This window comes from Pseudomonas sp. GL-B-26 (assembly GCF_019947405.1).
Lineage (GTDB): Bacteria > Pseudomonadota > Gammaproteobacteria > Pseudomonadales > Pseudomonadaceae > Aquipseudomonas.
This window is the reverse complement of record NZ_JAGYGJ010000002.1, coordinates 215,729-240,611: the sequence shown is the minus strand read 5'-3', so window position 1 is coordinate 240,611 and position 24,883 is coordinate 215,729. Positions and strand designations below refer to the sequence as shown.

The 24,883-nt window shown below is 59.5% G+C and carries 23 protein-coding genes; 10 read left to right on the top strand and 13 right to left on the bottom strand.

Features of this window, described 5'->3' with window-relative positions:
* Positions 1-21 precede the first annotated feature (21 nt).
* From KGB23_RS02495 to KGB23_RS02465, 7 genes are all read right to left on the bottom strand, one after another.
* The gene (locus KGB23_RS02495) at positions 22-1,032 is read right to left on the bottom strand and encodes a chemotaxis response regulator protein-glutamate methylesterase (RefSeq protein ID WP_223429743.1); all 1,011 of its coding nucleotides are present in this window, start codon (positions 1,030-1,032) and stop codon (positions 22-24) included.
* Positions 1,029-3,326, bottom strand: coding sequence for a hybrid sensor histidine kinase/response regulator (locus KGB23_RS02490; RefSeq protein WP_223429742.1), 2,298 nt, complete (start codon positions 3,324-3,326; stop codon positions 1,029-1,031). The genes KGB23_RS02495 and KGB23_RS02490 overlap by 4 nt, the downstream gene beginning before the upstream one ends.
* Entirely contained in the window at positions 3,323-4,006 is a 684-nt protein-coding gene (locus tag KGB23_RS02485; protein WP_223429741.1) for a chemotaxis protein CheW, read from the bottom strand. The genes KGB23_RS02490 and KGB23_RS02485 overlap by 4 nt, the downstream gene beginning before the upstream one ends.
* Complete coding sequence (locus KGB23_RS02480; RefSeq protein WP_223429740.1) at positions 4,003-5,277, bottom strand: CheR family methyltransferase; 1,275 nt, start codon at positions 5,275-5,277, stop codon at positions 4,003-4,005. The genes KGB23_RS02485 and KGB23_RS02480 overlap by 4 nt, the downstream gene beginning before the upstream one ends.
* Positions 5,274-5,810, bottom strand: a complete 537-nt coding sequence (locus KGB23_RS02475; protein ID WP_223429739.1) for a chemotaxis protein CheW — start codon at positions 5,808-5,810, stop codon at positions 5,274-5,276. The genes KGB23_RS02480 and KGB23_RS02475 overlap by 4 nt, the downstream gene beginning before the upstream one ends.
* Positions 5,810-7,432, bottom strand: coding sequence for a methyl-accepting chemotaxis protein (locus tag KGB23_RS02470; protein WP_223429738.1), 1,623 nt, complete (start codon positions 7,430-7,432; stop codon positions 5,810-5,812). Before KGB23_RS02470 ends, KGB23_RS02475 begins: the two co-directional genes overlap by 1 nt.
* 142 nt (positions 7,433-7,574) lie before the next feature.
* Positions 7,575-8,297, bottom strand: coding sequence for a tellurite resistance TerB family protein (locus KGB23_RS02465; RefSeq protein WP_223429737.1), 723 nt, complete (start codon positions 8,295-8,297; stop codon positions 7,575-7,577).
* Between the two features lie 186 nt (positions 8,298-8,483).
* Here KGB23_RS02465 and KGB23_RS02460 point away from each other — a divergent pair, with 186 nt between their 5' ends.
* The 8 genes from KGB23_RS02460 (at position 8,484) to KGB23_RS02425 (ending at position 18,340) form a co-directional block, all read left to right on the top strand.
* Positions 8,484-9,398, top strand: coding sequence for a LysR family transcriptional regulator (locus KGB23_RS02460; protein ID WP_223429736.1), 915 nt, complete (start codon positions 8,484-8,486; stop codon positions 9,396-9,398).
* Positions 9,399-9,498: 100 nt separating this feature from the next.
* The gene (locus tag KGB23_RS02455) at positions 9,499-10,986 is read left to right on the top strand and encodes a gamma-aminobutyraldehyde dehydrogenase (protein ID WP_223429735.1); all 1,488 of its coding nucleotides are present in this window, start codon (positions 9,499-9,501) and stop codon (positions 10,984-10,986) included.
* A gap of 90 nt (positions 10,987-11,076) precedes the next feature.
* A complete protein-coding gene (ydcS, locus tag KGB23_RS02450; protein ID WP_150654784.1) occupies positions 11,077-12,228 on the top strand; it encodes a putative ABC transporter substrate-binding protein YdcS in 1,152 nt (383 codons plus the stop codon).
* 189 nt (positions 12,229-12,417) lie between these two features.
* Positions 12,418-13,455, top strand: a complete 1,038-nt coding sequence (locus tag KGB23_RS02445) for an ABC transporter ATP-binding protein (protein WP_223429734.1) — start codon at positions 12,418-12,420, stop codon at positions 13,453-13,455.
* Between the two features lies 1 nt (position 13,456).
* Positions 13,457-14,404 (top strand): ABC transporter permease, encoded by a 948-nt coding sequence (locus KGB23_RS02440; RefSeq protein WP_223429733.1) that lies wholly within the window; start codon positions 13,457-13,459, stop codon positions 14,402-14,404.
* Positions 14,394-15,236 (top strand): ABC transporter permease, encoded by an 843-nt coding sequence (locus tag KGB23_RS02435; protein ID WP_223429732.1) that lies wholly within the window; start codon positions 14,394-14,396, stop codon positions 15,234-15,236. The genes KGB23_RS02440 and KGB23_RS02435 overlap by 11 nt, the downstream gene beginning before the upstream one ends.
* A 50-nt stretch (positions 15,237-15,286) precedes the next feature.
* Complete coding sequence (locus KGB23_RS02430) at positions 15,287-16,711, top strand: gamma-aminobutyraldehyde dehydrogenase (protein ID WP_223429731.1); 1,425 nt, start codon at positions 15,287-15,289, stop codon at positions 16,709-16,711.
* A gap of 144 nt (positions 16,712-16,855) precedes the next feature.
* A complete protein-coding gene (locus tag KGB23_RS02425; RefSeq protein ID WP_223429730.1) occupies positions 16,856-18,340 on the top strand; it encodes an APC family permease in 1,485 nt (494 codons plus the stop codon).
* Positions 18,341-18,450: 110 nt separating this feature from the next.
* Here the strand turns inward: KGB23_RS02425 and KGB23_RS02420 are convergent, their stop codons facing one another.
* Together KGB23_RS02420 and KGB23_RS02415 are read right to left on the bottom strand one after the other, a co-directional pair.
* Positions 18,451-19,008 (bottom strand): hypothetical protein, encoded by a 558-nt coding sequence (locus KGB23_RS02420; protein ID WP_223429729.1) that lies wholly within the window; start codon positions 19,006-19,008, stop codon positions 18,451-18,453.
* A 5-nt stretch (positions 19,009-19,013) separates the two neighbouring features.
* Complete coding sequence (locus KGB23_RS02415; RefSeq protein WP_223429728.1) at positions 19,014-19,715, bottom strand: ComF family protein; 702 nt, start codon at positions 19,713-19,715, stop codon at positions 19,014-19,016.
* A 216-nt stretch (positions 19,716-19,931) separates the two neighbouring features.
* Here KGB23_RS02415 and KGB23_RS02410 point away from each other — a divergent pair, with 216 nt between their 5' ends.
* Positions 19,932-20,444, top strand: coding sequence for a Bro-N domain-containing protein (locus KGB23_RS02410; protein WP_223429727.1), 513 nt, complete (start codon positions 19,932-19,934; stop codon positions 20,442-20,444).
* A gap of 121 nt (positions 20,445-20,565) precedes the next feature.
* Here KGB23_RS02410 and KGB23_RS02405 read toward each other — a convergent pair whose 3' ends face one another.
* From KGB23_RS02405 to KGB23_RS02395, 3 genes are all read right to left on the bottom strand, one after another.
* Positions 20,566-20,967: a type II toxin-antitoxin system VapC family toxin gene (locus tag KGB23_RS02405; protein WP_140677731.1), complete on the bottom strand. Its 402-nt coding sequence runs from the start codon at positions 20,965-20,967 to the stop codon at positions 20,566-20,568.
* The gene (locus KGB23_RS02400; RefSeq protein ID WP_223429726.1) at positions 20,967-21,212 is read right to left on the bottom strand and encodes an AbrB/MazE/SpoVT family DNA-binding domain-containing protein; all 246 of its coding nucleotides are present in this window, start codon (positions 21,210-21,212) and stop codon (positions 20,967-20,969) included. Before KGB23_RS02400 ends, KGB23_RS02405 begins: the two co-directional genes overlap by 1 nt.
* 142 nt (positions 21,213-21,354) lie before the next feature.
* Entirely contained in the window at positions 21,355-21,540 is a 186-nt protein-coding gene (locus KGB23_RS02395; RefSeq protein ID WP_008151642.1) for a hypothetical protein, read from the bottom strand.
* 393 nt (positions 21,541-21,933) lie between these two features.
* Here KGB23_RS02395 and KGB23_RS02390 point away from each other — a divergent pair, with 393 nt between their 5' ends.
* Positions 21,934-23,559, top strand: a complete 1,626-nt coding sequence (locus KGB23_RS02390; RefSeq protein WP_223429725.1) for a glucan biosynthesis protein D — start codon at positions 21,934-21,936, stop codon at positions 23,557-23,559.
* A 63-nt stretch (positions 23,560-23,622) separates the two neighbouring features.
* Here KGB23_RS02390 and KGB23_RS02385 read toward each other — a convergent pair whose 3' ends face one another.
* Positions 23,623-24,729, bottom strand: a complete 1,107-nt coding sequence (locus KGB23_RS02385) for an NADH:flavin oxidoreductase/NADH oxidase (RefSeq protein WP_223429724.1) — start codon at positions 24,727-24,729, stop codon at positions 23,623-23,625.
* Positions 24,730-24,883: the final 154 nt, after the last annotated feature.

Genomic DNA, 24,883 nt, shown 5'->3' with positions numbered 1-24,883 from the left:
CACGATTGCTGCTAATGATAGTCATTTTGAGAAGATTTCCAGCAATCGTGGCGCTATCTTGTGCAGTGGGCGAATTTCCACAGCCGCGTCGATGGCGGCGGCCGCCTTCGGCATGCCATACACCGCACTGCTTTGTTGGTCCTGAGCGATTGTGAGGTAGCCCTGTTGGCGCATGAGTTTAAGCCCCTGTGCGCCATCGCGTCCCATGCCGGTGAGCAAAACACCCACGGCATCGCCGTTCCAGTAATTGGCCACGCTCTCGAAGAACACATCGATCGAGGGCCGGTAGATCTCGTTGACCGGTTCAGCGGTGTAAGCCAGCGTGCCGTTTTTCAGCAAGCGAATATGATGGTTGGTCCCGGCCAGCAGGACCGTGCCGCTTTGCGGCGGTTCGCCTTCCTGGGCCAGGCGTACGTCCAGGCCACTGGCGCTGGCAAGCCATTCCGCCATGCCGGCGGCGAACACCTGATCCACATGCTGGACCAGCACGATGGCGGCCGAAAAATCTCGCGGCAGGCCCTTGAGCAGCACTTCGAGCGCCGCCGGCCCGCCAGCGGATGAACCGATGGCCACCAAATGCTGGCGCGAGGACGAGTGGCGGTGCGAGCTCGGTGCCGATCGCACCCGATTGCTATGGTCGCCGATCAGCCAGCCAATGTTCATGATCTTGCGCAGCAACGGTGCGGCGGCTTCCTGAGGATTGCCCCCTCCGATAGCCGGCGTATCGACCACATCCAGTGCTCCGTGGCCCATGGCCTCAAACACCCGATGCACGTTCTGCTCGCGGTCGACCGTAACGATGACAATCGCGCACGGCGTATCAGCCATGATCCGCCGGGTCGCTTCCACGCCATCCATCACTGGCATGATCAGGTCCATCAGGATCAGATCCGGCGTGTTTTCAGCGCAACGCTGCACCGCCTCGGCCCCATTACTGGCGACCCAGACCACCTCGTGCGCCGGATCGAATACCAAGGCGCGGCGCAGGGCCTCCACCGCCATGGGCATGTCGTTGACGATCGCTATTCTCATGCACGTGCTCCTCCAATGAGCTCAACCACCGCGTCAAGCAGGGCGTCGTCATGAAAACTGGCTTTGGCTAGATAATAGTCGGCTCCAGCGTCCAGTCCACGGCGACGGTCCTCTTCACGATCCTTGTAAGACACCACCATCACCGGAAGGGATTGCAGGCGATTGTCCCGGCGCAACAAAGACACCAGCTCGATGCCATCCATGCGTGGCATATCGATGTCGGTGATCAGCAGATCGAAATTCTCCGAACGCAGGGCGTTCCAGCCATCCATTCCGTCCACCGCCACCGCCACGTCGTAGCCGCGATTGAGTAGCAACTTGCGTTGCAGCTCACGTACGGTCAGCGAATCGTCGACCACCAGAATCCGTTTTCGAGCGGCTTCAACCACTTGGCTGCCTTGACGGGCAATGCGCTCAAGACGCCCGGTATTGAGCAGTTTGTCCACCGAACGCAGCATGTCTTCGACGTCGACGATCAGCACCACCGAACCATCGTCGAGCAAGGCCCCGGCGGAAATGTCCTGCACCTTGCCCAGACGCTCGTCCAGCGGCAACACGACCAACGTCCGCTCGCCGATAAAACGCTCGACCGCCACGCCGTAAATCGCCTCGCGCTCGCGAATCACCACCACTTTGAGGGTTTGCTGACTGTTCTGGCTCGCCGGACGCTGCAACAGCTGACTGGCCGCGACCAGCCCGACATGCCGGCCTTCGTGCCAGAAATGCTGACGGCCTTCGACCTGGACAATGTCCGCCGGCTCCAGATCGCACATCCGTTCGATGTGGGCCAGCGGAAAGGCATACGCCTCGTCACCGACTTCCACCACCAGACTGCGCACCACCGACAGGGTCAGCGGCACTTCGAGATGGAAGCGACTGCCCTCGCCCGCCGTCTGCTCCAGCACAACCGCGCCGCGCACCTGGCGGACCATGTGCTGGACCGCATCCAGTCCGACGCCGCGCCCGGAGACTTCGGTGACCGTGTCGCGCAGGCTGAAACCCGGCAGAAACAGGAAGGTCAGCAACTCTTCTTCACTCAACTGCGCGGCGGTTTCGGCCGGAGACAATTGGCGTTCGATGATGCTACGACGGACCTTTTCCAGATCGACGCCATTGCCGTCATCGCTTAGTTCCAGCACCAACAGACCGGCCTGATGGGAGGCGCGCAAACGGATCAGGCCTTCAGCGGGTTTGCCCGCCAATAGCCGTTGCTCCGGGGATTCGATGCCGTGATCCACGGCATTGCGCAGCAGGTGAGTCAGCGGCGCTTCAAGTTTCTCCAACACGTCGCGGTCGACCTGTGTTTTCTCGCCCTCGATCTCCAGTCGTACCTGTTTGCCGAGGTCGCGACCGAGGTCACGGACCATGCGCACTTGCCCGCTCAACACATCGGCAAACGGCCGCATGCGGCAGGCCAGCGCGGTGTCGTACAACACTTGCGCCCGTTGACTGGCCTGCCAGGCGAATTCATCCAGTTCGGCGTTCTTTTCCACCAGCAATTGCTGAGACTCAGCCAGTAGCCGACGAGCAACTTCGAGGGCTTCTTGTGCTTCCAGACTCAAGGCATGTTCCTTGAGGTGGACGTTGAGGCTTTCCAGGGCCCGCAGGCCGTTGTTCTGCATTCGCTTGAGGCGTTGCATGGTGGCCAGGTGCGGTTTGAGCCGCAGGGTTTCCACCAGGGATTTGCTCGACAGGTCGAGCAGGCTGTTCAAGCGCTCGGCCGTGACGCGCAACACGCGTTCGCCATTTTCGGTGGTGCGTTTAGCCTTGGGCGTTGGCTCGGCGGGCGCTGCGGGGGGCTGTTCTGGGTGAGCTTCGGCTGCCGGCATGGGCGGCTCAACCTTGGGCGTCGTTGGTTCAAACTGAAGTTCTGCCATCGGCGGCGCGATGGGGGCAACCGTCGCCATGTGTTCAAGCAGCCGTCCCATCAAGACGACATAAGCTTCGATATCCGCAGGCGCCGGAGCGTTGCTCGGCGTCGCAATCCGCATCAGCAGATCGGTGCCTTGCAACAGTCCATCAATGTATTCGGGCCGCAGGTACAGGCGCCCTTCCTGGGCGCTGACCAGGTAATCTTCCATCACATGGGCGACGCTGACCCCGGCATCGACGCCGACAATCCGCGCCGCGCCCTTGAGCGAATGCGCCGCGCGCATGCACGACTCGAGGTAATCGGCCTGGGTCGGGTCGCGCTCCAGCGCCAAAAGACCTGCGCTCAGCACCAGCGTCTGGGCCTCGGCTTCCAGACTGAACAGTTCCAGCAAAGAGGCGTCGCGCATTTGCTCGGGGGTCATGTGAGGCTCCGGGTCACGGCGGACAGCAGCTGTTCTTCATCCAGCCAACGCAGGCTGCGACCTTTGAATTGCAACACGCCACGGGTGTATTTGGCGCTGGCCTGCGTGCCGGAGCGGGACGCTGCCTCGAGGATGCGTTCGTCGATGGCGTGAATCCCGTCCACTTCATCCACCGGCACCACCACCGGCCCGCCGTGGGCGGCGATGATCAGCATGCGCGGCATGACCCGCGCGCCGGACGCCACGCTGCTGGCGCCGTCGAGCCCGAGCAATTCCACCAGCGACAGGCACGCCACCAACGCGCCGCGCACATTCGCCACGCCGAGCAAGGCCCGGGAGCGTTGGTGCGGCAAGGAGTGAATCGCTTGCAGCGGCGCCACCTCCACCAGACTACGAGTGGCAAGGGCCAGCCATTCTTCGCCCAGACGGAACATCAGCAGCGAACGGGTTTTCACCTCGCTCTCGACCGCCGTGGAGACTTGCCAGCGGTCTTCCTGCCGCAACGCGTAGCGGTCGAGCAAGCGCGTCGCAGCGGCCGAATACACCGCGCAATTGCGGCAGTGAATGTGATCGCTCAGCAGCGGGCAGGACTTGTCGCCGTGGATACCGATGCGGTTCCAGCAGTCGTCGATGGCCTGGGCATCTTCATGGGTGAGGCTAAAGGTGTCGGCGGCATTCATCGGTTACGCTCACTGTCAGCGGCGCGCTCGCTGCGGGCGGCGCGGTCCTGCAATCGTCTGGCTCCCGCCGTGTCGCCCAAGGATTGCAGCAACGCCGCCAGGTGCATCAACGCGTCGGGATGTTGCGGGTCGAGGTACAACGCCTTGCGATAAAACCCTTGAGCCTCAAGGACTCTGCCGGCGACATCGCTGAGCAAGCCCAGCCAGTAAAAGACCTGGGCCACTGGTTCATGACTGCGCAAATAGCTATCGCACGCGGCGCGGGCCTCGGCACTTTTGCCTTCGTTGGCCAGCGCGGCGATGTTCGCCAGCAGTGTGGCGGTGTCCGGGTTGGCGACTTTCGTCACGACAGGCAGCGGCGCTACCGTTGCGAAGGGCCGGCTGCGAACGGGCGGCGGCGCCACGCTACGCACCGCTTGGTGCACGGGCAGAGGCGTTGGCACGAACGTCGGGGAGGGTTCTGGCTCTGGTGCGCTCTGACGACTGAACGCAAAGGACTGCGGGATGCCGATCGAACGCATGCCGAAACGGCCGAGCAAACTGCCCTCGGCCGGGCCGATAAACAGCACGCCATCCACATGGGTCAGACGCTTGAGCACTTCGAACACTTGCTGCTGGGTCGGCTGATCGAAATAGATCAGCAGGTTGCGGCAAAACACAAAGTCATAAGGCGGCTCGTTGGCCAGCAACGTCGGATCCAGCAGATTGCCGACCTGCAAACGCACTTGTTCGAGCACTCGCCCGCTGAGGCGATAGCCCTCCTCGCCTTCAGCGGTGAAATGCCGGTCGCGAAAGTCGATGTCCTGACCCCGAAACGAATTCTTGCCGTACAGCGCGCGCCGGGCTTTTTCCACCGACAACGGGCTGACGTCCATGCCTTCGACCTTGAACTGGTGCGGCTGTAGCCCGGCATCGAGCAACGCCATGGCGATGGAATACGGTTCTTCACCGGTGGAACACGGCAGGCTGAGAATCCGCAGCGCGCGCATATTGTTGATGTCGCTCAGGCGTTTGGCGGCGAGTTTCGCCAACGTGGCGAAGGATTCCGGGTAACGGAAAAACCAGGTCTCGGGGACAATCACCGCTTCGATCAGCGCCTGCTGCTCGTCCTGCGAACCCTGCAAGGTGTGCCAGTATTCATCGACCGTCAGCGCTTTGGATGCCGTGCTGCGCTGGCGCACCGCACGCTCGATGATCGCCGGGCCCACCGAGGTCACGTCGAGACCGATGCGCTCTTTGAGGAAATCGAAAAAACGCTGATCGCTGCTCATGGCCGCTCCTCAAACAGCGCCAAGTCCAACGGCTGCAACGGAAACAGCAGCGCGCGAACCTTCTCGTCCAGCAGATCGGCGACCCGCACCCATTGCAGCAAACCCTGGGTATCTTCGCGCACCGGCCCAAGGTACGGCGCCTGGCGATTGTCCAGGCCATAGGGCTGAAAATCCGCCGGGTTGCAGCGCAAGGTATCGGTGGCCTGTTCCAGAATCAGCCCGAGCAATTGCGCCTCAGCAGTCTCATCTGGACGGTAATTAACCAGCACCAAGCGCGTGCTGGTGCGGGCCTGGGCCGGTTGGCCAAACGTCAGCGCACTGAGGTCGATCACCGGCACCACCGCGCCGCGGTAGGCGAACACCCCGGCAACCCATTCCGGCGCGCGGGGAATCGGCTTCAATGGCAGACGCGGCAGCACTTCCGCCACTTCGATGGCCTGCAAGGCATAGCGCTCGCTGCCGATGCGGAACACCAGAAACAATGATTGCAGCGCCGGCTTCACGGCGGTGCGCTTGGCCGTGGGTTCGCTCATCAGACTTTGAATCGCGAAACGCCACTGCGTAGCCCTACGGCCACCTGGCTCAGTTCGTCGATGGCGAAACTGGCCTGGCGCAGGGACTCGACGGTCTGGCTGCTGGCATCGCCCAATTGCACCAGCGCGTGGTTGATCTGCTCCGCGCCCGTGGCCTGGGCCTGCATGCCTTCGTTGACCATCAACACCCGCGGCGCCAATGCCTGAACCTGATGGATGATCTGCGACAACTGCTCGCCGATTTGCTGTACTTCGGACATCCCACGGCGCACTTCTTCAGAGAACTTGTCCATGCCCATGACCCCGGCCGACACTGCCGACTGGATCTCGCGCACCATCTGCTCGATGTCGTACGTGGCGACGGCGGTCTGGTCCGCCAGACGCCGCACTTCGGTGGCGACCACGGAAAAACCGCGGCCGTATTCACCGGCTTTTTCGGCCTCGATCGCCGCGTTGAGCGACAGGAGATTGGTCTGGTCGGCGACCTTGACGATGGTCACCACCACCTGATTGATGTTGCCGGCCTTCTCATTGAGGATCGCCAGTTTGGCGTTGACCAGATCGGCCGCGCCCATCACCGAGTGCATGGTCTCTTCCATCCGCGCCAGGCCTTGCTGCCCGGAACCGGCGAGCACCGAGGCCTGATCGGCGGCGGTGGAGACTTCGATCATCGTGCGCACCAGATCCCGCGAAGTGGCCGCAATCTCACGGGACGTCGCGCCGATTTCGGTGGTGGTGGCGGCGGTTTCGGTGGCGGTCGCTTGCTGTTGCTTGGAGGTGGCGGCGATCTCGGTCACCGAGGTGGTGACCTGCACCGAGGAACGCTGGGCCTGGGACACCAGCGACGTCAGCTCGGTCATCATGTCGTTGAAGCCGGTTTCCACGGCGCCGAATTCGTCCTTGCGCGCCAGGTTCAGACGACTGCTGAGATCGCCGGTACGCATTATTTCGAGGATCTGCACAATGCGGTTCATTGGCGCCATGATCGCGCGCATCAACAAAAGACCACACAACCCGGCACTCATGACGGCGACCAGCAACGAAATGCCCATGATCAGCTTCGCCACCGCGACCGATGAAATGATCGAGTCAGTGGCCGTCTCAGCCGCCTCCCTGTTGAATTCAATGAGTTCATCCAAATGTTTGCGGCCGGCAGCCCATGCCGGGGTCATCTGTTCGGCGAGTATGCGACGGGCCTGTTCGAAGTCCTTTTGCTGGTAAGCATCGAGTACCGCTTCGAGCTGCTTGTCATATTGTTCGTGCAGCTTTTCAAACTCATCGAATCTTGCCTGATCATCTTCCTCGAAAATGGTACTCCGGTAGCTGGCCATCGAGCGTTGCAGCCTTTCCTCAATACCCTTGTACAGATCCTTGTCAGCCTGGGTCATGCCCCGACCACCACCCAGCCCGATCAGTTGCTGGGTCAACACGTAATCATCGACCCAGGCACCGCGGATCAGGGAACTGTAGTGAATCCCGGGAACACTATCAGTGCGCACAACGTTCTCACTGGACTCAATCGACAGTAAACGGGAATACGACACGACGACCATCAGCAACATGATGGCGATAATCACCGCAAAGCTCGCCAAGATGCGTTGGCGCAACGTCCAGTTCTTCACAGTCAGTCCTCGGGAGGCATTTCAAATGCTGCGGAGTATAGCCGAGGGCGGGGTTGCATCTAGAAAGGGTTGCAACCCACTTCTCATCCCGGCGAAAAAACGGCCGGAATTGGCCCTGAGGGGGGCATGTAGCGCGGCTGACTTACACAGAAGCCTGACGCACCTGCTTCTCCAACTCAGCCTTCAACCCCGGCTCAAGCTTGAGTTGTCGCGCCAGTTCATCGAGGTAGGACTTTTCCATGAAGCTCTCTTCATCCACCAACATCACACTGGCGATGTACATCTCGGCAGCCATTTCCGGCGTACTGGCAGCGCGGGCAACGTCGGCGGGGTCCAGCGGTTTGTTGAGTTCGGCGTGCAGCCAGTGCTGCAACTCTTGATCGTTATCGAGCTTGGTGAACTCGCCTTCGATCAGCGCACGCTCACGCTCATCGACATGACCATCGGCTTTGGCCGCAGCGACCAGCGCCTTGAGAATCGCCTGGCTGTGCAGTTCGACTTGCTCTGCTGGCAAACGATCAAGTGTTTGTGGTTCGGTTCTAGGTGCAGTGCCCTGCTGGGCCTGCCAGTTTCCATACGCCTTGTAGGCGATCACGCCCAATGCGGCGAGGCCGCCATAAGTCAGGACCTTGCCGCCGACACTGCGCCCTTTCTTGCTGCCCAGCAGCAAACCCATGGCGCCGGCCGCCAACGCCCCGCCGCCCGCGCCCGAGAGCAAACTGCCGAGGCCGCCCGAACCACCGCTGCCGCCGAGCAATCCGCCCAAGCCACCGCCAGAGGTCTTGTTTTGTGAGCCGCCGGCCTTGTTCTGCAACATGTCCTGACCGGACTTGAGTAGCTGATCGAGCAATCCACGCGTGTTCATTTGCCGCCTCCAAAAAGGGGTTAACCGGATCAATAAGGCCTCCAGCCTAGATCGAAAGTGCCCGGCATTCGGGGGCGAGAGTGCTTCGAGATGTTGCGCAGCGCCGTTCAGCTGACCGCGGCCATTCAGAAAAATGGATATACACTCAAGCAAATCTATAAAAACCGCTCACCGGGTACTTTATCCATGATGACCTTGCGTCAGATCCGTCACTTCATCGCCGTGGCCGAGACCGGCTCGATCTCCGCCGCGGCACAAACCGCGTTCATTTCTCAGTCCACCTTGACCCTGGCCATCCAGCAATTGGAGCAGGAAATCGGCGTCGGCCTGTTCAACCGTCACGCCAAGGGCATGACGCTGACCCACCAGGGCCACCAATTCCTACGCCAGGCGCACCTGATTCTGGCGACGGTGGACAACGCCAAACGCAGCCTGCAACAGAGCACCGATCAAGTCGCCGGGCAGTTGATCATCGGCGTGACCAGCCTGGTGGCCGGTTACTACCTTGCGGATCTACTCACCCGTTTCCAGCGCGCCTACCCCAATGTCGAGATCCGGGTGATGGAGGACGAGCGCCCTTACATTGAGCATTTGCTGGTCAGCGGTGAGATCGATGTCGGGGTGTTGATCCTCTCCAACCTCGAAGACCGCCACGCCTTGCAGACCGAAGTGCTGACCCACTCGCCGCACCGGTTATGGCTGCCGGCCCAGCATCCGCTGCTGGAACACGACAGCATCAATCTCGCCGACGTGGCCCGTGAGCCGTTGATTCAGCTGAACGTCGATGAAATGGACCGTAACGCCCAGCGCATGTGGGCGGCGGCTTCGCTGCAACCGCGCATCACCTTAAAAACGGCGTCGACGGAAGCGGTACGAAGCCTGGTGGCAGCGGGGTTGGGCGTGTCGATCCAGCCAGACATGACTTACCGCCCGTGGTCACTGGAGGGCGACATCATCGAAGCGCGCCCGATCGCCGACCTGAGCCAGACGTTGGACGTCGGCCTGGCCTGGCGTCGTGGCACCGCGCGCCCAGCGCTGGTGGACCCATTCCTGACCGTTGCCCGCGAGCAACCCCATGGCGGGCGCAAGCCATCTATTTAATCGAACGCCACCTTCAGTATTTAGTATTTGTCGACCTCGGGTGCGGCGCCTAGTCTTGGTACATCTATAAGACGGCCGCGCCCCAGTCACAGGGAGCAGCATGGCCACACAAGAAAAGAGAACCCGAAAAATGGCTGGCGCGCAGACCCCGTTGTTCACCGCGTTGTTGATCGATGGCGAATTGGTCGCGGGCCAGGGGTTTGTCGAACCGATCCTCAACCCGGCCACCGGGGAAGTGCTGACGCACATTGCCGAAGCCAGCACCGAGCAGGTCGAAGCCGCGATCCTCGCCGCCCACCGCGCCTTTGCCAGTTGGTCGCGGACCACGCCGCAACAACGCTCGAACCTGTTGCTGGACATCGCCAACGCTATCGAAAAACAAGCCGACCTCCTCGCCCGTCTCGAATCCCTGAACTGTGGCAAGCCGTTGCACCTGGCCCGTCAGGATGACTTGAGCGCGACGGTCGATGTGTTCCGCTTCTTCGCTGGCGCCGTGCGCTGCCAGACCGGTCAGCTCAGCGGCGAATACCTGCCGGGCTATACCAGCATGGTTCGCCGCGATCCGATTGGCGTGGTGGCATCGATTGCGCCGTGGAACTACCCGATCATGATGGCAGCGTGGAAAATCGCCCCGGCCCTGGCCGCCGGCAACACGCTGGTGTTCAAGCCCTCCGAACACACGCCGCTATCGATTCTGGCCCTGGCGCCCGCGCTGGCCGAGATCCTGCCGCGCGGTGTGATCAACATTGTCTGCGGTGGCGGTGAAGGCGTTGGCAGCCACTTGGTCAGTCATCCTAAAGTGCGCATGGTGTCGTTGACCGGGGATATCGTCACCGGGCAAAAAATCCTGCAAGCCGCGGCGAAAACCCTGAAGCGCACTCACCTCGAACTCGGCGGCAAGGCCCCGGTGATCGTCTGCAACGATGCCGACATTCAAGCCGTGGTCGAAGGCGTGCGCACTTACGGTTATTACAACGCCGGCCAGGATTGCACCGCAGCGTGCCGAATTTATGCACAGGCCGGGATTCATGATCGCTTGGTGGCCGAACTCGGCGCGGCGGTCAGCAGCCTGCGCTTCGCCGGCAAGCGCGACGCCGACAACGAGATCGGCCCGCTGATCAGCACCCGCCAACGCGACCGCGTGGCCAGTTTCGTCGAGCGCGCCCTCGGCCAGCCGCATATCGAGCGGGTGACCGGCGCGGCAGTGCATTCCGGTGCTGGCTTCTATTACCAGCCGACGTTGCTGGCCGGTTGCAAGCAGAGCGATGAGATCGTCCAGCGCGAAGTGTTCGGGCCGGTGGTCACCGTGACCCGTTTCGATCAGCTCGAACAAGCCGTGGACTGGGCCAACGACTCGGAATACGGCCTCGCTTCATCGGTCTGGACCCAGAACCTCGACAAGGCCATGCAGGTCGCGGCGCGCTTGCAGTACGGCTGCACCTGGATCAACAGCCATTTCATGCTGGTCAGCGAAATGCCCCACGGCGGCCTGAAACGTTCGGGCTACGGCAAGGACTTATCCAGCGATTCGCTTCAGGACTACAGCGTGGTGCGGCACATCATGGCCCGCCACGGACAGCATTTGTAAAAGCGCACTACGCTAACAATTAGCCGTAAAGGCATCGGCTTCACCACGTTCAAAACTGCCCCGACCATAATTAAAGAAGAGGGAAACCCCATGTTCGTGCACAAGACCGCACTGCTCAGTGCAATCACCACCGCGCTGCTGGCCAGTGCCAGTATCCAGGCCGCCGAACCGCTGAAAGCCGTCGGTGCCGGCGAAGGTCAGCTGGATATTGTGGCTTGGCCTGGCTACATCGAACGTGGCGAAAGCGACAAGGCCTACGACTGGGTCACCGGTTTCGAGAAGGAAACCGGCTGCAAGGTCAACGTCAAGACAGCCGCCACTTCCGATGAGATGGTCAGCCTGATGTCCAAGGGTGGTTACGACCTGGTGACTGCATCCGGCGATGCCTCCCTGCGGTTGATCGCCGGCAAGCGTGTGCAGCCGATCAACACGGCGTTGATCCCGAACTGGAAGAGCATTGACCCTCGCCTCAAGGATGGCCCGTGGTACGTCGTCAACAAGCAAACCTACGGCACCCCGTACCAATGGGGCCCGAACGTGTTGATGTACAACACCAATATCTTCAAAACGGCGCCGGACAGCTGGAGTGTGGTGTTCGAAGAACAGACCCTGCCGGACGGCAAGTCCAACAAGGGTCGGGTCCAGGCCTACGACGGCCCGATCTACATCGCCGATGCGGCGCTTTATCTCAAATCGAAACAGCCGGAACTGGGCATCAAAGACCCGTACCAGCTCAACGAAGCGCAATACAAAGCGGCGCTGGAACTGCTTCGCAAGCAACAGCCCTTGATCCACCGCTACTGGCATGACGCAACGGTCCAGATGAGTGACGTCAAAAACGAAGGCGTGGCGGCGTCCAGCACGTGGGGTTACATGGTCAACGGCCTGGTGGCGGACAAGCAGCCGGTTGCCTCGGTGATTCCAAAAGAAGGTGCAACGGGTTGGGCCGACACCACCATGCTCCACGCCGAAGCCAAGCACCCCAACTGCGCTTACAAATGGATGGACTGGTCGCTGCAACCGAAAGTCCAGGGTGACCTAGCGGCATGGTTCGGTTCGTTGCCGGCGGTTCCGGCGGGGTGCAAGGAAAGCGAATTGCTCGGCGCCGAAGGTTGCAAGACCAACGGTTACGACCAATTCGAGAACCTGGCCTTCTGGAAAACCCCGCAGGCTGAAGGCGGAAAATTCGTGCCGTACAGCCGCTGGACCCAGGACTACATCGCGATCATGGGCGGTCGCTGAGCCCACCGTAGCAGCTGCCGAGGCACGAGGCTGCGTTGCGTGTCCGCAGGACCGCCCTCGGGGCCGCTGCGCAGCCCGACGCAGCCTCGTACCTCGACAGCTGCTACGACGCTGTTCATTAAGTTTCAGTTTTTCAGAAGTCCAGGCAGGGGCCGCTGTGAGGCCCTCGCCTTTTTGGAGCACCGCACCATGACGCTTGCAGTCCAGTTCACCAACGTTTCCCGTCAGTTCGGCGAAGTGAAGGCCGTTGACCGGGTTTCCATCGATATCCAGGACGGCGAGTTCTTTTCCATGCTGGGCCCTTCCGGCTCGGGCAAAACCACCTGTCTGCGCCTGATCGCCGGTTTCGAACAGCCGAGTGCAGGCTCTATCCATATTCACGGCGAAGAAGCCACCGGGCTCCCGCCATATCAGCGTGACGTGAACACCGTGTTCCAGGATTACGCGCTGTTCCCGCACATGAACGTACTCGACAACGTCGCTTACGGTTTGAAGGTCAAAGGCGTCGGCAAGTCCGAACGCCAGAAACGCGCCGAAGAAGCCCTCGACATGGTCGCCCTCGGCGGTTACGGCGAGCGTAAACCGGTGCAACTGTCCGGCGGTCAGCGCCAGCGTGTGGCCCTGGCCCGCGCCCTGGTCAATCGTCCGCGCGTGCTGCTGCTCGATGAACCGTTGGGCGCGCTCGACTTGAAGCTGCGCGAGCAAATGCAGGGTGAATTGAAGAAGCTGCAACGCCAGCTCGGCATCACCTTCATCTTCGTCACTCATGACCAGACCGAAGCGCTGTCGATGTCGGATCGTGTGGCAGTGTTCAACAAGGGGCGCATCGAGCAGGTCGACACGCCGCGCAACCTCTACATGAAACCGGCTACAACCTTTGTGGCGGAATTCGTCGGCACCTCCAACGTGATTCGCGGCGACCTGGCGAAACAATTGAGCGGCAATCCACAGCCGTTTTCGATTCGCCCGGAACACGTGCGTTTCGCCGAAGGGCCGCTGGCCAGCCATGAAATCGAAGTCAGCGGTTTGCTCCATGACATTCAGTACCAGGGCAGCGCCACGCGCTATGAACTGAAACTGGAAAACGGCCAGACCCTGAACATCAGCCAGGCCAACGTCCAGTGGCTGGACGTCAGCGCGCAACATCAGACCGGGCAACGCATCAGCGCGCGCTGGGCACGGGAAGCGATGATCCCGCTGCACGACACCGTTGTCGGTGGGGTGTGAGATGAACAGCGTGGCTCTCCCTCAAACCCCGGCCGGCGGCTCGCCGTTGCGCAGGTTTTCCAACCTGCTGTATCGCCGGCCGAACTTTTACCTGTCACTGCTGCTGGTGCCGCCGCTGCTGTGGTTCGGCGCGATCTACCTCGGTTCGCTGCTGGTTCTGCTGTGGCAAGGCTTCTACACCTTCGATGACTTCACCATGGCGGTCACGCCCGACCTGACCCTGGCGAACTTCGCTGCGCTGTTCCAGCCGTCGAACTTCGACATCATCCTGCGCACCTTGAGCATGGCCGTCGTCGTCTCGATCGCCAGCGCCATCGTCGCGTTCCCGATCGCCTACTACATGGCGCGCTATACCACCGGCAAAACCAAGGCGTTTTTCTACATCGCGGTGATGATGCCGATGTGGGCCAGTTACATCGTCAAGGCGTATGCCTGGACCTTGCTGCTGGCCAAGGGCGGTGTGGCGCAGTGGTTCGTTCAACACCTGGGGCTTGAGCCGGTTTTGCAGTTCATTCTGGGCATTCCGGGCGTCGGCGGCAGCACCTTGTCGACCTCGCACCTGGGCCGCTTCATGGTGTTCGTCTACATCTGGCTGCCGTTCATGATCCTGCCGATCCAGGCCTCGCTGGAACGTCTGCCGCCGTCGTTGCTGCAAGCGTCGGCCGACCTCGGTGCCAAGCCACGCCAGACCTTCATGCAAGTGACGCTGCCGCTGTCGATTCCGGGCATCGCGGCCGGTTCGATCTTCACCTTTTCACTGACCCTGGGCGACTTCATCGTGCCGCAACTGGTGGGCCCGCCGGGCTACTTCGTCGGCAGCATGGTGTACGCCCAGCAAGGCGCGATCGGCAACATGCCGATGGCCGCGGCCTTCACGTTGGTGCCGATTGTGTTGATCGCCATTTACCTGACTGTCGTGAAACGACTGGGGGCCTTCGATGCGCTCTGATGCAAAAAAACCAAGGCCAGAAACGCACGGGGAGAAAGCCTCGCTCGGCCTGCGCATCGCCGCCTGGGGCGGGTTGGTGTTTCTGCACTTTCCGATCCTGATCATCTTCCTGTACGCCTTCAACACCGAAGACGCAGCGTTCAGCTTCCCGCCCAAGGGCTTCACCCTGAAGTGGATCGGCGTGGCGTTCTCGCGACCGGACGTGCTGGAAGCAATCAAGCTGTCGCTGCAAATCGCTTCCGTCGCGACGTTGATTGCGTTGGTCCTCGGCACACTGGCATCGGCGGCGTTGTACCGCCGGGATTTCTTCGGCAAGCAAGGCATCTCGCTGATGCTGATCCTGCCGATTGCCTTGCCGGGGATCATCACCGGCATCGCATTGCTGGCGACCTTCAAGACGCTGGGGATCGAGCCGGGAATGTTCACCATCATCGTCGGTCACGCGACCTTCTGTGTGGTGATCGTCTACAACAACGTCATCGCCCGGTTGCGTCGCACTTCTCACAGTTTGATCGAAGCTTCGATGGACCTTGGCGCCGATGGCTGGCAGACCTTCCGCTACATCGTCCTGCCGAACCTCGGCTCGGCGTTGCTGGCCGGCGGCATGTTGGCGTTTGCACTGTCGTTCGACGAAATCATCGTCACCACCTTCACCGCCGGCCATGAACGCACCCTGCCGCTGTGGCTGCTCAACCAGCTCAGCCGCCCACGGGACGTGCCGGTGACCAACGTCGTCGCGATGCTGGTGATGATGGTGACCATGCTGCCGATCCTCGGCGCCTATTACCTGACCCGTGGCGGCGAAAGCGTTGCGGGCAGTGGTGGCAAGTGATTTTCCTGACAATTCCAATAATGAATTTGCGGTAGAAAGAGGACAAAGCCATGCAAACCAAACTCTTGATCAATGGCCAACTGATCGACGGCGAAGGCCCCGCCCAACCGGTGTTCAACCCGGCCCTCGGTCGTGTGTTGGTGGAAATCAACGAAGCCAGTGAAGCCCAGGTCGATGCCGCCGTGCGTGCCGCCGACAGCGCCTTCGAAGGCTGGTCGCAAACCACGCCGAAAGAACGTTCGCTGCTGCTGCTCAAACTCGCCGACGCCATCGAAGCACACGGCGAAGAGCTGGCCAAACTGGAATCGGACAACTGCGGTAAACCTTACAGCGCTGCACTGAACGACGAGATCCCGGCGATTGCCGACGTGTTCCGTTTCTTCGCCGGCGCCAGCCGTTGCATGAGCGGTTCGGCGGGCGGTGAATACCTGCACGGCCACACCTCGATGATCCGCCGCGACCCGGTCGGCGTGATCGCCTCCATCGCACCGTGGAACTACCCATTGATGATGGTCGCCTGGAAAATCGCCCCGGCCCTCGCGGCGGGTAATACCGTGGTGCTCAAGCCGTCGGAACAAACCCCGCTGACCGCGCTGCGTCTGGCAGAACTGGCGTCGGATATTTTCCCGGCCGGTGTGCTTAACCTGGTGTTCGGTCGCGGTCCTACAGTCGGTAGCCCGCTGGTCACACACCCGAAAGTGCGCATGGTCTCGTTGACCGGCTCGATTGCCACCGGGTCGAACATCATTTCCAGCACCGCCGACAGCGTCAAACGCATGCACATGGAACTGGGCGGCAAAGCCCCGGTGATCATCTTCGACGACGCCGACATCGACGCCGCCGTGGAAGGCATCCGTACTTTCGGTTTCTACAACGCCGGCCAGGACTGCACCGCCGCCTGCCGCATCTATGCGCAGGAAGGCATCTACGACAAATTCGTCGAGAAGCTCGGCGAAGCGGTCAGCAGCATCAAGTACGGTTTGCAGGACGATCCGTCGACCGAGCTGGGCCCGTTGATCACCGCGCAACATCGCGACCGCGTGGCCGGATTTGTCGAGCGTGCTTTGGCGCAGCCGCATATCCGATTGATCACCGGCGGCAAAGCGGTTGAAGGCAATGGCTTCTTCTTCGAACCAACGGTGTTGGCCGACGCACAACAGGACGATGAAATCGTCCGTCGTGAAGTGTTCGGGCCGGTGGTATCGGTGACCAAATTCGCCGATGAAGCACAGGTGCTGGGCTGGGCCAACGATTCTAACTACGGCCTGGCCTCGTCGGTCTGGACCTCGGACGTCGGTCGTGCGCATCGCTTGTCCGCACGCTTGCAGTACGGCTGCACCTGGGTGAATACACACTTCATGCTGGTCAGCGAAATGCCGCACGGCGGTCAGAAACTGTCCGGTTATGGCAAGGACATGTCCATGTACGGGCTGGAGGACTACACCGTCGTTCGGCATGTGATGTTCAAGCATTAAAAAAGCTTCGCGAGCAGGCGCATTCCCCTGCTCGCGATGGCCTCACCGCAACACAAAACAATAACCACCGATCCGGGCAGCGCCGTCATGGCCCTGCCACGGTTTCGGACATCCGAAATCTGCCGATTTTCCGGAGCTAACACCATGGATTCAACACCCGAACTCGCTGTACCCGTCGCTGACAGCGACGCCGAGCAACTGCGCAAGCTGGGCTACACCTCGAACTTCAATCGCAGCATGAGCCTATGGGAAAACTTCGCCCTGGGCTTCACTTATCTCTCTCCGGTCGTAGGGGTTTATACCCTGTTCGGCCTGTGCCTCGCCGCCGGTGGGCCACCGATGTTCTGGGCCTATTTGCTGGTCGGCTGCGGCCAGTTGCTGGTGTGCCTGATCTTCGGTGAAGTGGTCTCGCAGTTCCCGATTTCCGGCGGCGTGTACCCGTGGGCTCGTCGCTTGGTGGGCAAGCGCTGGGCGTGGATGGTCGGCTGGATCTACTCCATCGCCCTGTGCGTCACCATCGCGGCTGTTGCGGTGGGCGCCGGTCCATACCTGGCCGCCATGATGGGCTTTGAACCGAGCAACAACACCAACATCGTCATCGCACTGTTCCTGACGTTGTTCGCCACGCTGGTCAACCTCAGCGGCACCAAGGTGCTGGCACGGATCGCCATGTTCGGCTTCCTCTGCGAACTGGTCGGTGCGGTGATCGTCGGCCTTTATTTGCTGATCTTCGAGCGTCATCAATCGATCAGTGTGTTGTTCAACACCTTCGATATCAGCGTCGACGGCTCGTATCTGCCGGCGTTCCTCACCGCCTCGCTGGCGGGGATGTTCCTGTACTACGGCTTCGAGGCCTGCGGCGATGTGGCCGAAGAAACCCCGAACCCGAGCAAACAGATCCCGGTGGCCATGCGCATGACCATCTACATCGGCGGCATCGCGGCGATGTTCGCCTGCCTGGCGCTGATCCTCGCCGTGCCAGACATGCAAGCAGTGATCAACGGCACCGACAAGGATCCGGTCACCACCATTCTCAACAACGCCTTCGGCCCGGTCGGTTCGAAAGTGGTGATGGGCGTGGTCATGATTTCCTTCATCTCCTGCGTCATCAGCCTGCAAGCGGCGGCGAGTCGTCTGCTGTATTCCTACGCTCGGGATGAAATGATCATCGGCAGCTCACTGCTGAAGAAGATTTCCCCTACGACTCAGGTTCCGGTTGCTGCGCTGTTCGTGTCCGGCGTCCTGCCAGCACTGATCATTGTGCTGGGCTTCTTCCTGCAGGATGCGGTGGCAACCATCGTCAGCTTCGCGGCCATCGGTATCTACCTGGCGTTCCAGATGATCGTGCTCGCCGCGTTGTATGCGCGTATGAAGGGCTGGAAACCTAGTGGCAAGTTCACCCTCGGTGCCTGGGGCTGGGCAGTGAACATCGGCGCACTGGTTTATGGCGTCGGCGCGATCATCAACATGGCCTGGCCGCGTACGCCGGATGCGGCGTGGTACATCAACTACGCGATGGTGTTGAGTACTGCGATCGTGATTGGGTTGGGGCTGGTTTACATGTGGCTTGCCAAGCCGTATGACCATGGGACTGCGCCGGCGGGGGATGCTTGGAAGGTTAGTCGATAAGTTTTTTTGCTCCCTCGGCACCGCTAGTGGTGCCGTCGCTGAAATATCCCCTTTCTCACACGCCTAGAGAAAGGGGAGTTAATGACAACTATTGACTGAAGAGAAAACCATCAAAGCAACAGTTCTGCTTGATCGTGCTTCAGCAAAGATATGCGATCGAAAAGCTTGATTTTTTCATCTGCCTTTTGTTTAGCGTAATCCGACATAAACGCAACAAGTTCCTCAAGCTGACTCACATTCCCTACCACCTTAAAAGCTTTTTCTTTATTAACGAAAACGAGAGACTTTTTCTTTCTAGACAACAGCTCAATTACGTTACTCAGTGTTCCAGTACTTTTTGCATCCCATATCATCAAGCCGTAATCCGCGGCCTCGGCCATGACAACATCCTTCGCCGTAAAAAAAGCTCGCGACCCTTTGGAGTGCTTGGTTTCCACTGTTCTAGCCGGCCATTCTCCGAGATTGTTTCGCGGGGCCACGCCACTGCAATAAATAGTAGTTTTAGATCGAGCCAGGCTCAACAGATACTCTTGAATAGAAGTATCGGCTCCGCCTGCGTCACCCACCACGACATCAAACTCTGAATCAACGATATTATTGATACGCTCTTTAACCTTCGGATCAAGGTGTTTGATATTAATAGAGCCCGCAATGAATACAGTTGTCATCTATCTCATTTCCAAGTTAATGCCGCGACGTAGATTTTTCCCACTTTGGGATATTTACGTAAAGCAGCGCAGGCGGCATCCATTGACGCCCCACTGTCAAACAAATCATCAACGACCAAAATATTCCAGCAGCCTGTATTGGTAATTTCATCATTCACACTGAAGCTAGCTCCGATAGCAGCAACCTTTTCAGCCTTAGAATGCAAATCTTTAAGCGATTGCCCCGTAGCGGCCTTTCGGAGTAAATCCGAGAATACAGGCTTCCCTATTATTCGTCCTAACTCCATGGCAACCTCAGTAACGGGTTGTCGTGCACGTACATTCGAAGCCGGCATAGGAACTACGAACCCTACTTGAGTAAGTTTAGGTAAAACATTCGTAGCTACAGCTTGAGCAAGAGGGCCCACTTGACTCCAATCCTTCTGGTATTTGAGCTGGTAGGTTGCCTGTCCTACCTCGGTACGGTGGTTATCGAAACGTGGTTTTCCATGCTCATCTTCCCCTAGAAAGGTACTACTTATCATGTGCTTGTCCAGCACCCATCCCAGGTCCCAAGGACCGTTTATCTGTTTGAGGGATACTTTCAAGGCATTCTCCATTTTTAAACCCTGTCCATAAGCACCGAAATTTCCTTGGCGCTTTTTGACCATAGGCAATGAAAAACAGAGATTCCAGTCAAATGCCGTGTGGCGCTGACTCTCATGCAAAAACAGGAAATTCCTACAGACCGAACTTTCCGGTAAAAGCCCCAATTCCTACAGCATGCGGCGGCAGAGTAGACTTGGCGCCGCGAGCGCCTGAACGATAGGCTTTACCTCGTCGCTGCCAAATCAGCGACCCGGGGTCGAAGCCGGAACACAATCAATATGGCGCAACCGCGCTCCTCTGAGTGGCGGCTCCCTTTTCAACTTGGAGTCGAAAAAATGCTTGAACACACGCTAAATCCGTCTGAAACCCATCCTCATTTCACCCCAACCGTCTTCACCCGCCACAACCGCTTCCTCCACGCCTTCATGCAGGACAACCAAGCCTGGTTCTGCGTCCAGGATCTCGGTCGCTTGATGGGCCGCCCGATGGATCAACGTCTCACCCTAAAACTCGATCCCGATCAGCGTCGATACGTCTGGTTGCTCAAGAATGGGAAAACAGTCGAATCACTGATGGTCCGCGAATCAGGGATGTACGCCCTTTTGGTACACCATTTCGTCCCGGAAAACCGAAACCTGCGCCAATGGCTGAGTAACGTAGTCATCCCAATGCTGCGTGATTCGAAAACGGCTCCTGTGGATAACATTCCAAGCCTGAGTTCATTGCAGTGGGCAGGCATCTCGGTGCCGCTGCTGCATTGGCAGCATCAGGCCTGGATCAAGTGGCGGGACATGCCTGATCTGATGCAGGCACAACGGCCGTTCACGATCGTGGGCACTTGCAGTTGAAGGTAGAGTGAAAAAATGAAAAAGGGGCAGACTTCACAGTCTGCCCCCTTTTGTTAGCCTCCCCCTCAAAACCTCCACGAATAACCATCTCGGCAGGTTTATCCGTTGAGACACAAAGGTCTCAGGCCGGCACTATCAATTCAACCGAAGGAAAATAGCTGCGGTAACGCTTGGCATCCCGAGTCAGTAGCGGCAGCTTTTTCACTGCGGCATGCGCACCGATGAAAAAATCCGCCAAAACGTTACTTTTTCCGCCGCCTACTTTCCGGTAACGAACAAAGGCCTTTCCGGCCAAAAACAAGGCGGGACGCGGGACTTCCCGCATCGCCAAACCGAGCTGTGTAACCGCATCATCCAGCGCTTCAAACGTGGTGAATGTATGGGACAGTTCGGCGTAAATAATCGGATTGATGGCCAATTCATGAATCTGGGATTGAGCACGTAGCTGTTGAATGGACCAGTCAGCCCAGACGGGGTCGTCTTCCAGAACATCAATCAACACATTCGTGTCGACCAATATCATCAGTCCTCACCTCGCAGCAATGCCATCAAATCGTCGGTTCGCCATTTGATATCCGCTTTACCACGCGCAGCCTCAAATCGGTCGAGTGTGGCTGTCTTGTCGGCTACTGCCTTATGGCTGTGCAGCACCACCTCGCCTTGCGCGTTGACACTAAACTCTATGGCCGAACCTGGTGTCAGGTGCAGCGCGTCGCGAATAGGCTTGGGAATAGTGACCTGCCCTTTGCTGGTCATGGTTGTCGTCATGATGCTCTCCTCGAGTATTACTCTGCCGTGAAACGTAATACTTGGCGTGCAAGTCTGCAACCGCCGCTCATCGTAGTCGGGTTCCTACCGCTCTGTAGGATCTGACCGCGACACCTGTGTCACGGCCAAAGCCTTCTCCTTTTCAAAACCGCGAAACACTCCTCATCGCATCCACCAGATATCGCATCGCAATCTGGTCGCTTTCCGACAGCTCCCGATAGCGCTCCAACAACTTCATCTCGTCCGAACTGACCCGACGCCTTCGGCGCACAGTGGTCAGGCAAGGAAGGATTCCCAGCAACTGGGTGATGCCTTGTACTTTCGTCATGGACGATGTCCTTCTATAAGCCCGAGAAAACTTCAAAAACCGCATCGCCCTCTCCTTTTTGTCAGTCGCCGGCCTGAAGGGCAGAAACCGGTCATGACCACAGAATAGAAACTATCCGGGCGCTGAAAAGCGGTTTTTAGAGTAATTAGTCAAAAAAAGCAGAAATGCCCTATAAATCAGAAAGTACTGTCGGAAAACTTAACCGACATTTCTTGTTTCATTGCCACGAAGCCAAAGTGCTACCAATCATTTTTTCTACGCAACCGAACGGTTTAAGCTATTTGTTATCTGTTAAATGACCGTTGCGTTTGGCCGAAGGCATGTCCGAACCTTTTATTTTTGATCCAGCACGTGCCAGGAACGGCGCGGGATTGTTCACGACAGGTTGAACTTATGCACCGCAGGAATTTGCTCAAAGCATCCATGGCCATCGCTGCCTACACCGGATTATCAGCCACCGGTCTGCTGGCTTCGCGGGCCTGGGCCGGTAATGGCGCGGCGGACGGCGAAGCTCAGGCTTTCGACTTTGAAGCGCTGAAAATCCAGGCCAAGCAGCTCGCCGGCAATCGCTATCAGGACACCAAGCAGGTGTTGCCGCCGACCCTGGCGACCATGACGCCGCAAAATTTCAACGCGATCCGCTACGACGGCAACCACTCGCTGTGGAATGACCTCAACGGTCAGCTGGATGTGCAGTTCTTCCACGTCGGCATGGGTTTCAAGCAACCGGTGCGCATGTACAGCGTCGACCCCAAGACGCGTCAGGCGCGAGAGGTGCATTTCCGCCCGTCCCTGTTCAACTATGAGAAAACCACGGTCGATACCAAACAGCTCACGGGCGACCTGGGGTTTTCCGGGTTCAAGCTGTTCAAGGCCCCGGAGCTGGACCAGCACGACGTGCTGTCCTTCCTCGGCGCCAGCTATTTCCGTGCGGTCGATGCCTCGGGCCAATACGGTCTGTCGGCACGCGGCCTGGCGATCGATACCTATGCCAAGAAGCGTGAAGAATTCCCGGACTTCACCAAGTTCTGGTTCGAGACCCCGGACAAGGACAGCACCCGCTTCGTGGTCTACGCCCTGCTGGATTCACCGAGCGCGACCGGCGCTTACCGTTTCGACATCGACTGTCAGGCCAGCCAGGTCGTCATGGGCATCGATGCCCACATCAATGCGCGTACCGCCATCGAACAATTGGGCATCGCGCCGATGACCAGCATGTTCAGCTGCGGCACCCATGAACGGCGCATGTGCGACACGATTCACCCGCAAATCCACGACTCGGATCGCCTGGCCATGTGGCGTGGCAACGGCGAGTGGATCTGCCGCCCGCTGAACAACCCGGCCACCCTGCAATTCAATGCCTTCGCCGACACCGATCCGAAAGGTTTCGGCCTGGTGCAGACCGATCACGAGTTCGACAGCTATCAAGACACCGTCGACTGGTACAGCAAGCGTCCGAGCCTGTGGGTAGAACCTACGACCGCGTGGGGCGAAGGCTCTATCGATCTGCTGGAAATTCCTACAACCGGCGAAACCCTGGATAACATCGTCGCGTTCTGGACCCCGAAGAAACCGGTCGCGGCCGGCGACTCCCTGAACTACGGCTACAAGCTGTACTGGAGCGCACTGCCTCCGGTCGGCACGCCGTTGGCGCGGGTCAACGCCACTCGTTCGGGCATGGGCGGCTTCATCGAAGGCTGGGCGCCGGGCGAACATTACCCGGAGGTCTGGGCGCGACGGTTTGCCGTGGACTTCACGGGCGGCGGTCTGGACCGCTTGCCGGAAGGCGCGGGGATCGAGCCGGTGGTCACGTGCTCGAATGGGCAAGTGAAGGATTTCAACGTGCTGGTGCTGGATGACATCAAGGGTTACCGCATTACCTTTGACTGGTACCCGACCAATGACAGCGTGGCGCCGGTGGAACTGCGGTTGTTCATTCGTACCAATGACCGGACGTTGAGTGAAACCTGGTTGTATCAGTACTTCCCGCCTGCGCCGGATAAGCGTAAGTACACCTGACAGCTGTAGAAACGCAAAAGCCCCGATCACAACGACCGGGGCTTTTTGGTTTTACTGCATCACTCAGTCGCGCAAATCCGACTCATGAATCGGCTGTTCACGATGGGTGGCCCGCTGATACTGCGCCGGCCAGATGGCCTTGCGTCCACCCAGGTCATCATCGGCATGCAGCGGCCAGTACGGATCACGCAGCAGCTCACGGGCGAGAAAGATGATGTCGGCCTGGCAGGTGCGCAGAATGTGCTCGGCCTGCGCCGGCTCGGTAATCATTCCTACCGTGCCCGTGGCAATGCCTGACTCTTTGCGCACACGTTCAGCGAAGCGGGTCTGATAACCGGGACCTGTTGGAATCTCTGCGTTGGCCGCCGTACCGCCCGAAGAGACGTCAATCAGGTCTACGCCCAACGCGTGGAGGCGTCGCGCCAGCTCCACGGTTTCATCCGGGTTCCAGCCGTCTTCCACCCAATCGGTGGCCGACACCCGCACGAACAGCGGCAGCTCTTCAGGCCACACCGCACGCACCGCTTCGGTGACTTGCAGCACCAGCCGGATGCGATTCTCGAACGAACCACCATATTGATCGCGCCGCTGATTGCTCAGGGGCGAAAGAAACTGATGCAACAGGTAACCGTGGGCGGCGTGTATTTCCACCACTTTGAAACCGGCGGTCAGTGCTCGCTGAGCCGAAGCGACAAAGGCCTGAATGACCTCAGCGATCTCGCTTTCATCAAGCGGCTTGGGATGTGTGTGCTGCGGGTCGAAAGCAATCGGCGATGGGCCCACCGGGATCCAGCCACCGTCTTCGGGTTTGACGCTGCCATGTTTACCGATCCACGGCCGATGGGTGCTGGCCTTGCGCCCGGCGTGAGCCAACTGAATGCCGGCCACAGCGCCTTGTGCCGCAATGAAGCGCGTGATGCGTTGCAACGGTTCGATCTGTTCATCGTTCCACAGACCGAGGTCCTCGGCCGTGATGCGCCCGTCGGCGGTGACCGCCGTGGCTTCGGTAAATACCAGGCCGGCGCCGCCGACAGCGCGGCTGCCAAGGTGGACCAGGTGCCAGTCATTGGCCAGTCCATCAACGCTGGAGTACTGGCACATCGGCGACACCGCAATGCGGTTGAGCAGGGTCAATTGACGAAGGGTATAGGGTTCAAGCAGCAGACTCATGGGGCACCTCTCGAATCAGTGGGCAGGCTCCAGGGTTCTGTTTGAAAAGTCGACGAGTGACAGGAAAAAGGTGCAGCACCCGCCCCCGCGGGCAAAAAATTCGACAAGACGTCACAAGGATAATCAAGCAGTGCTTAGAGACTAGTCGACATCG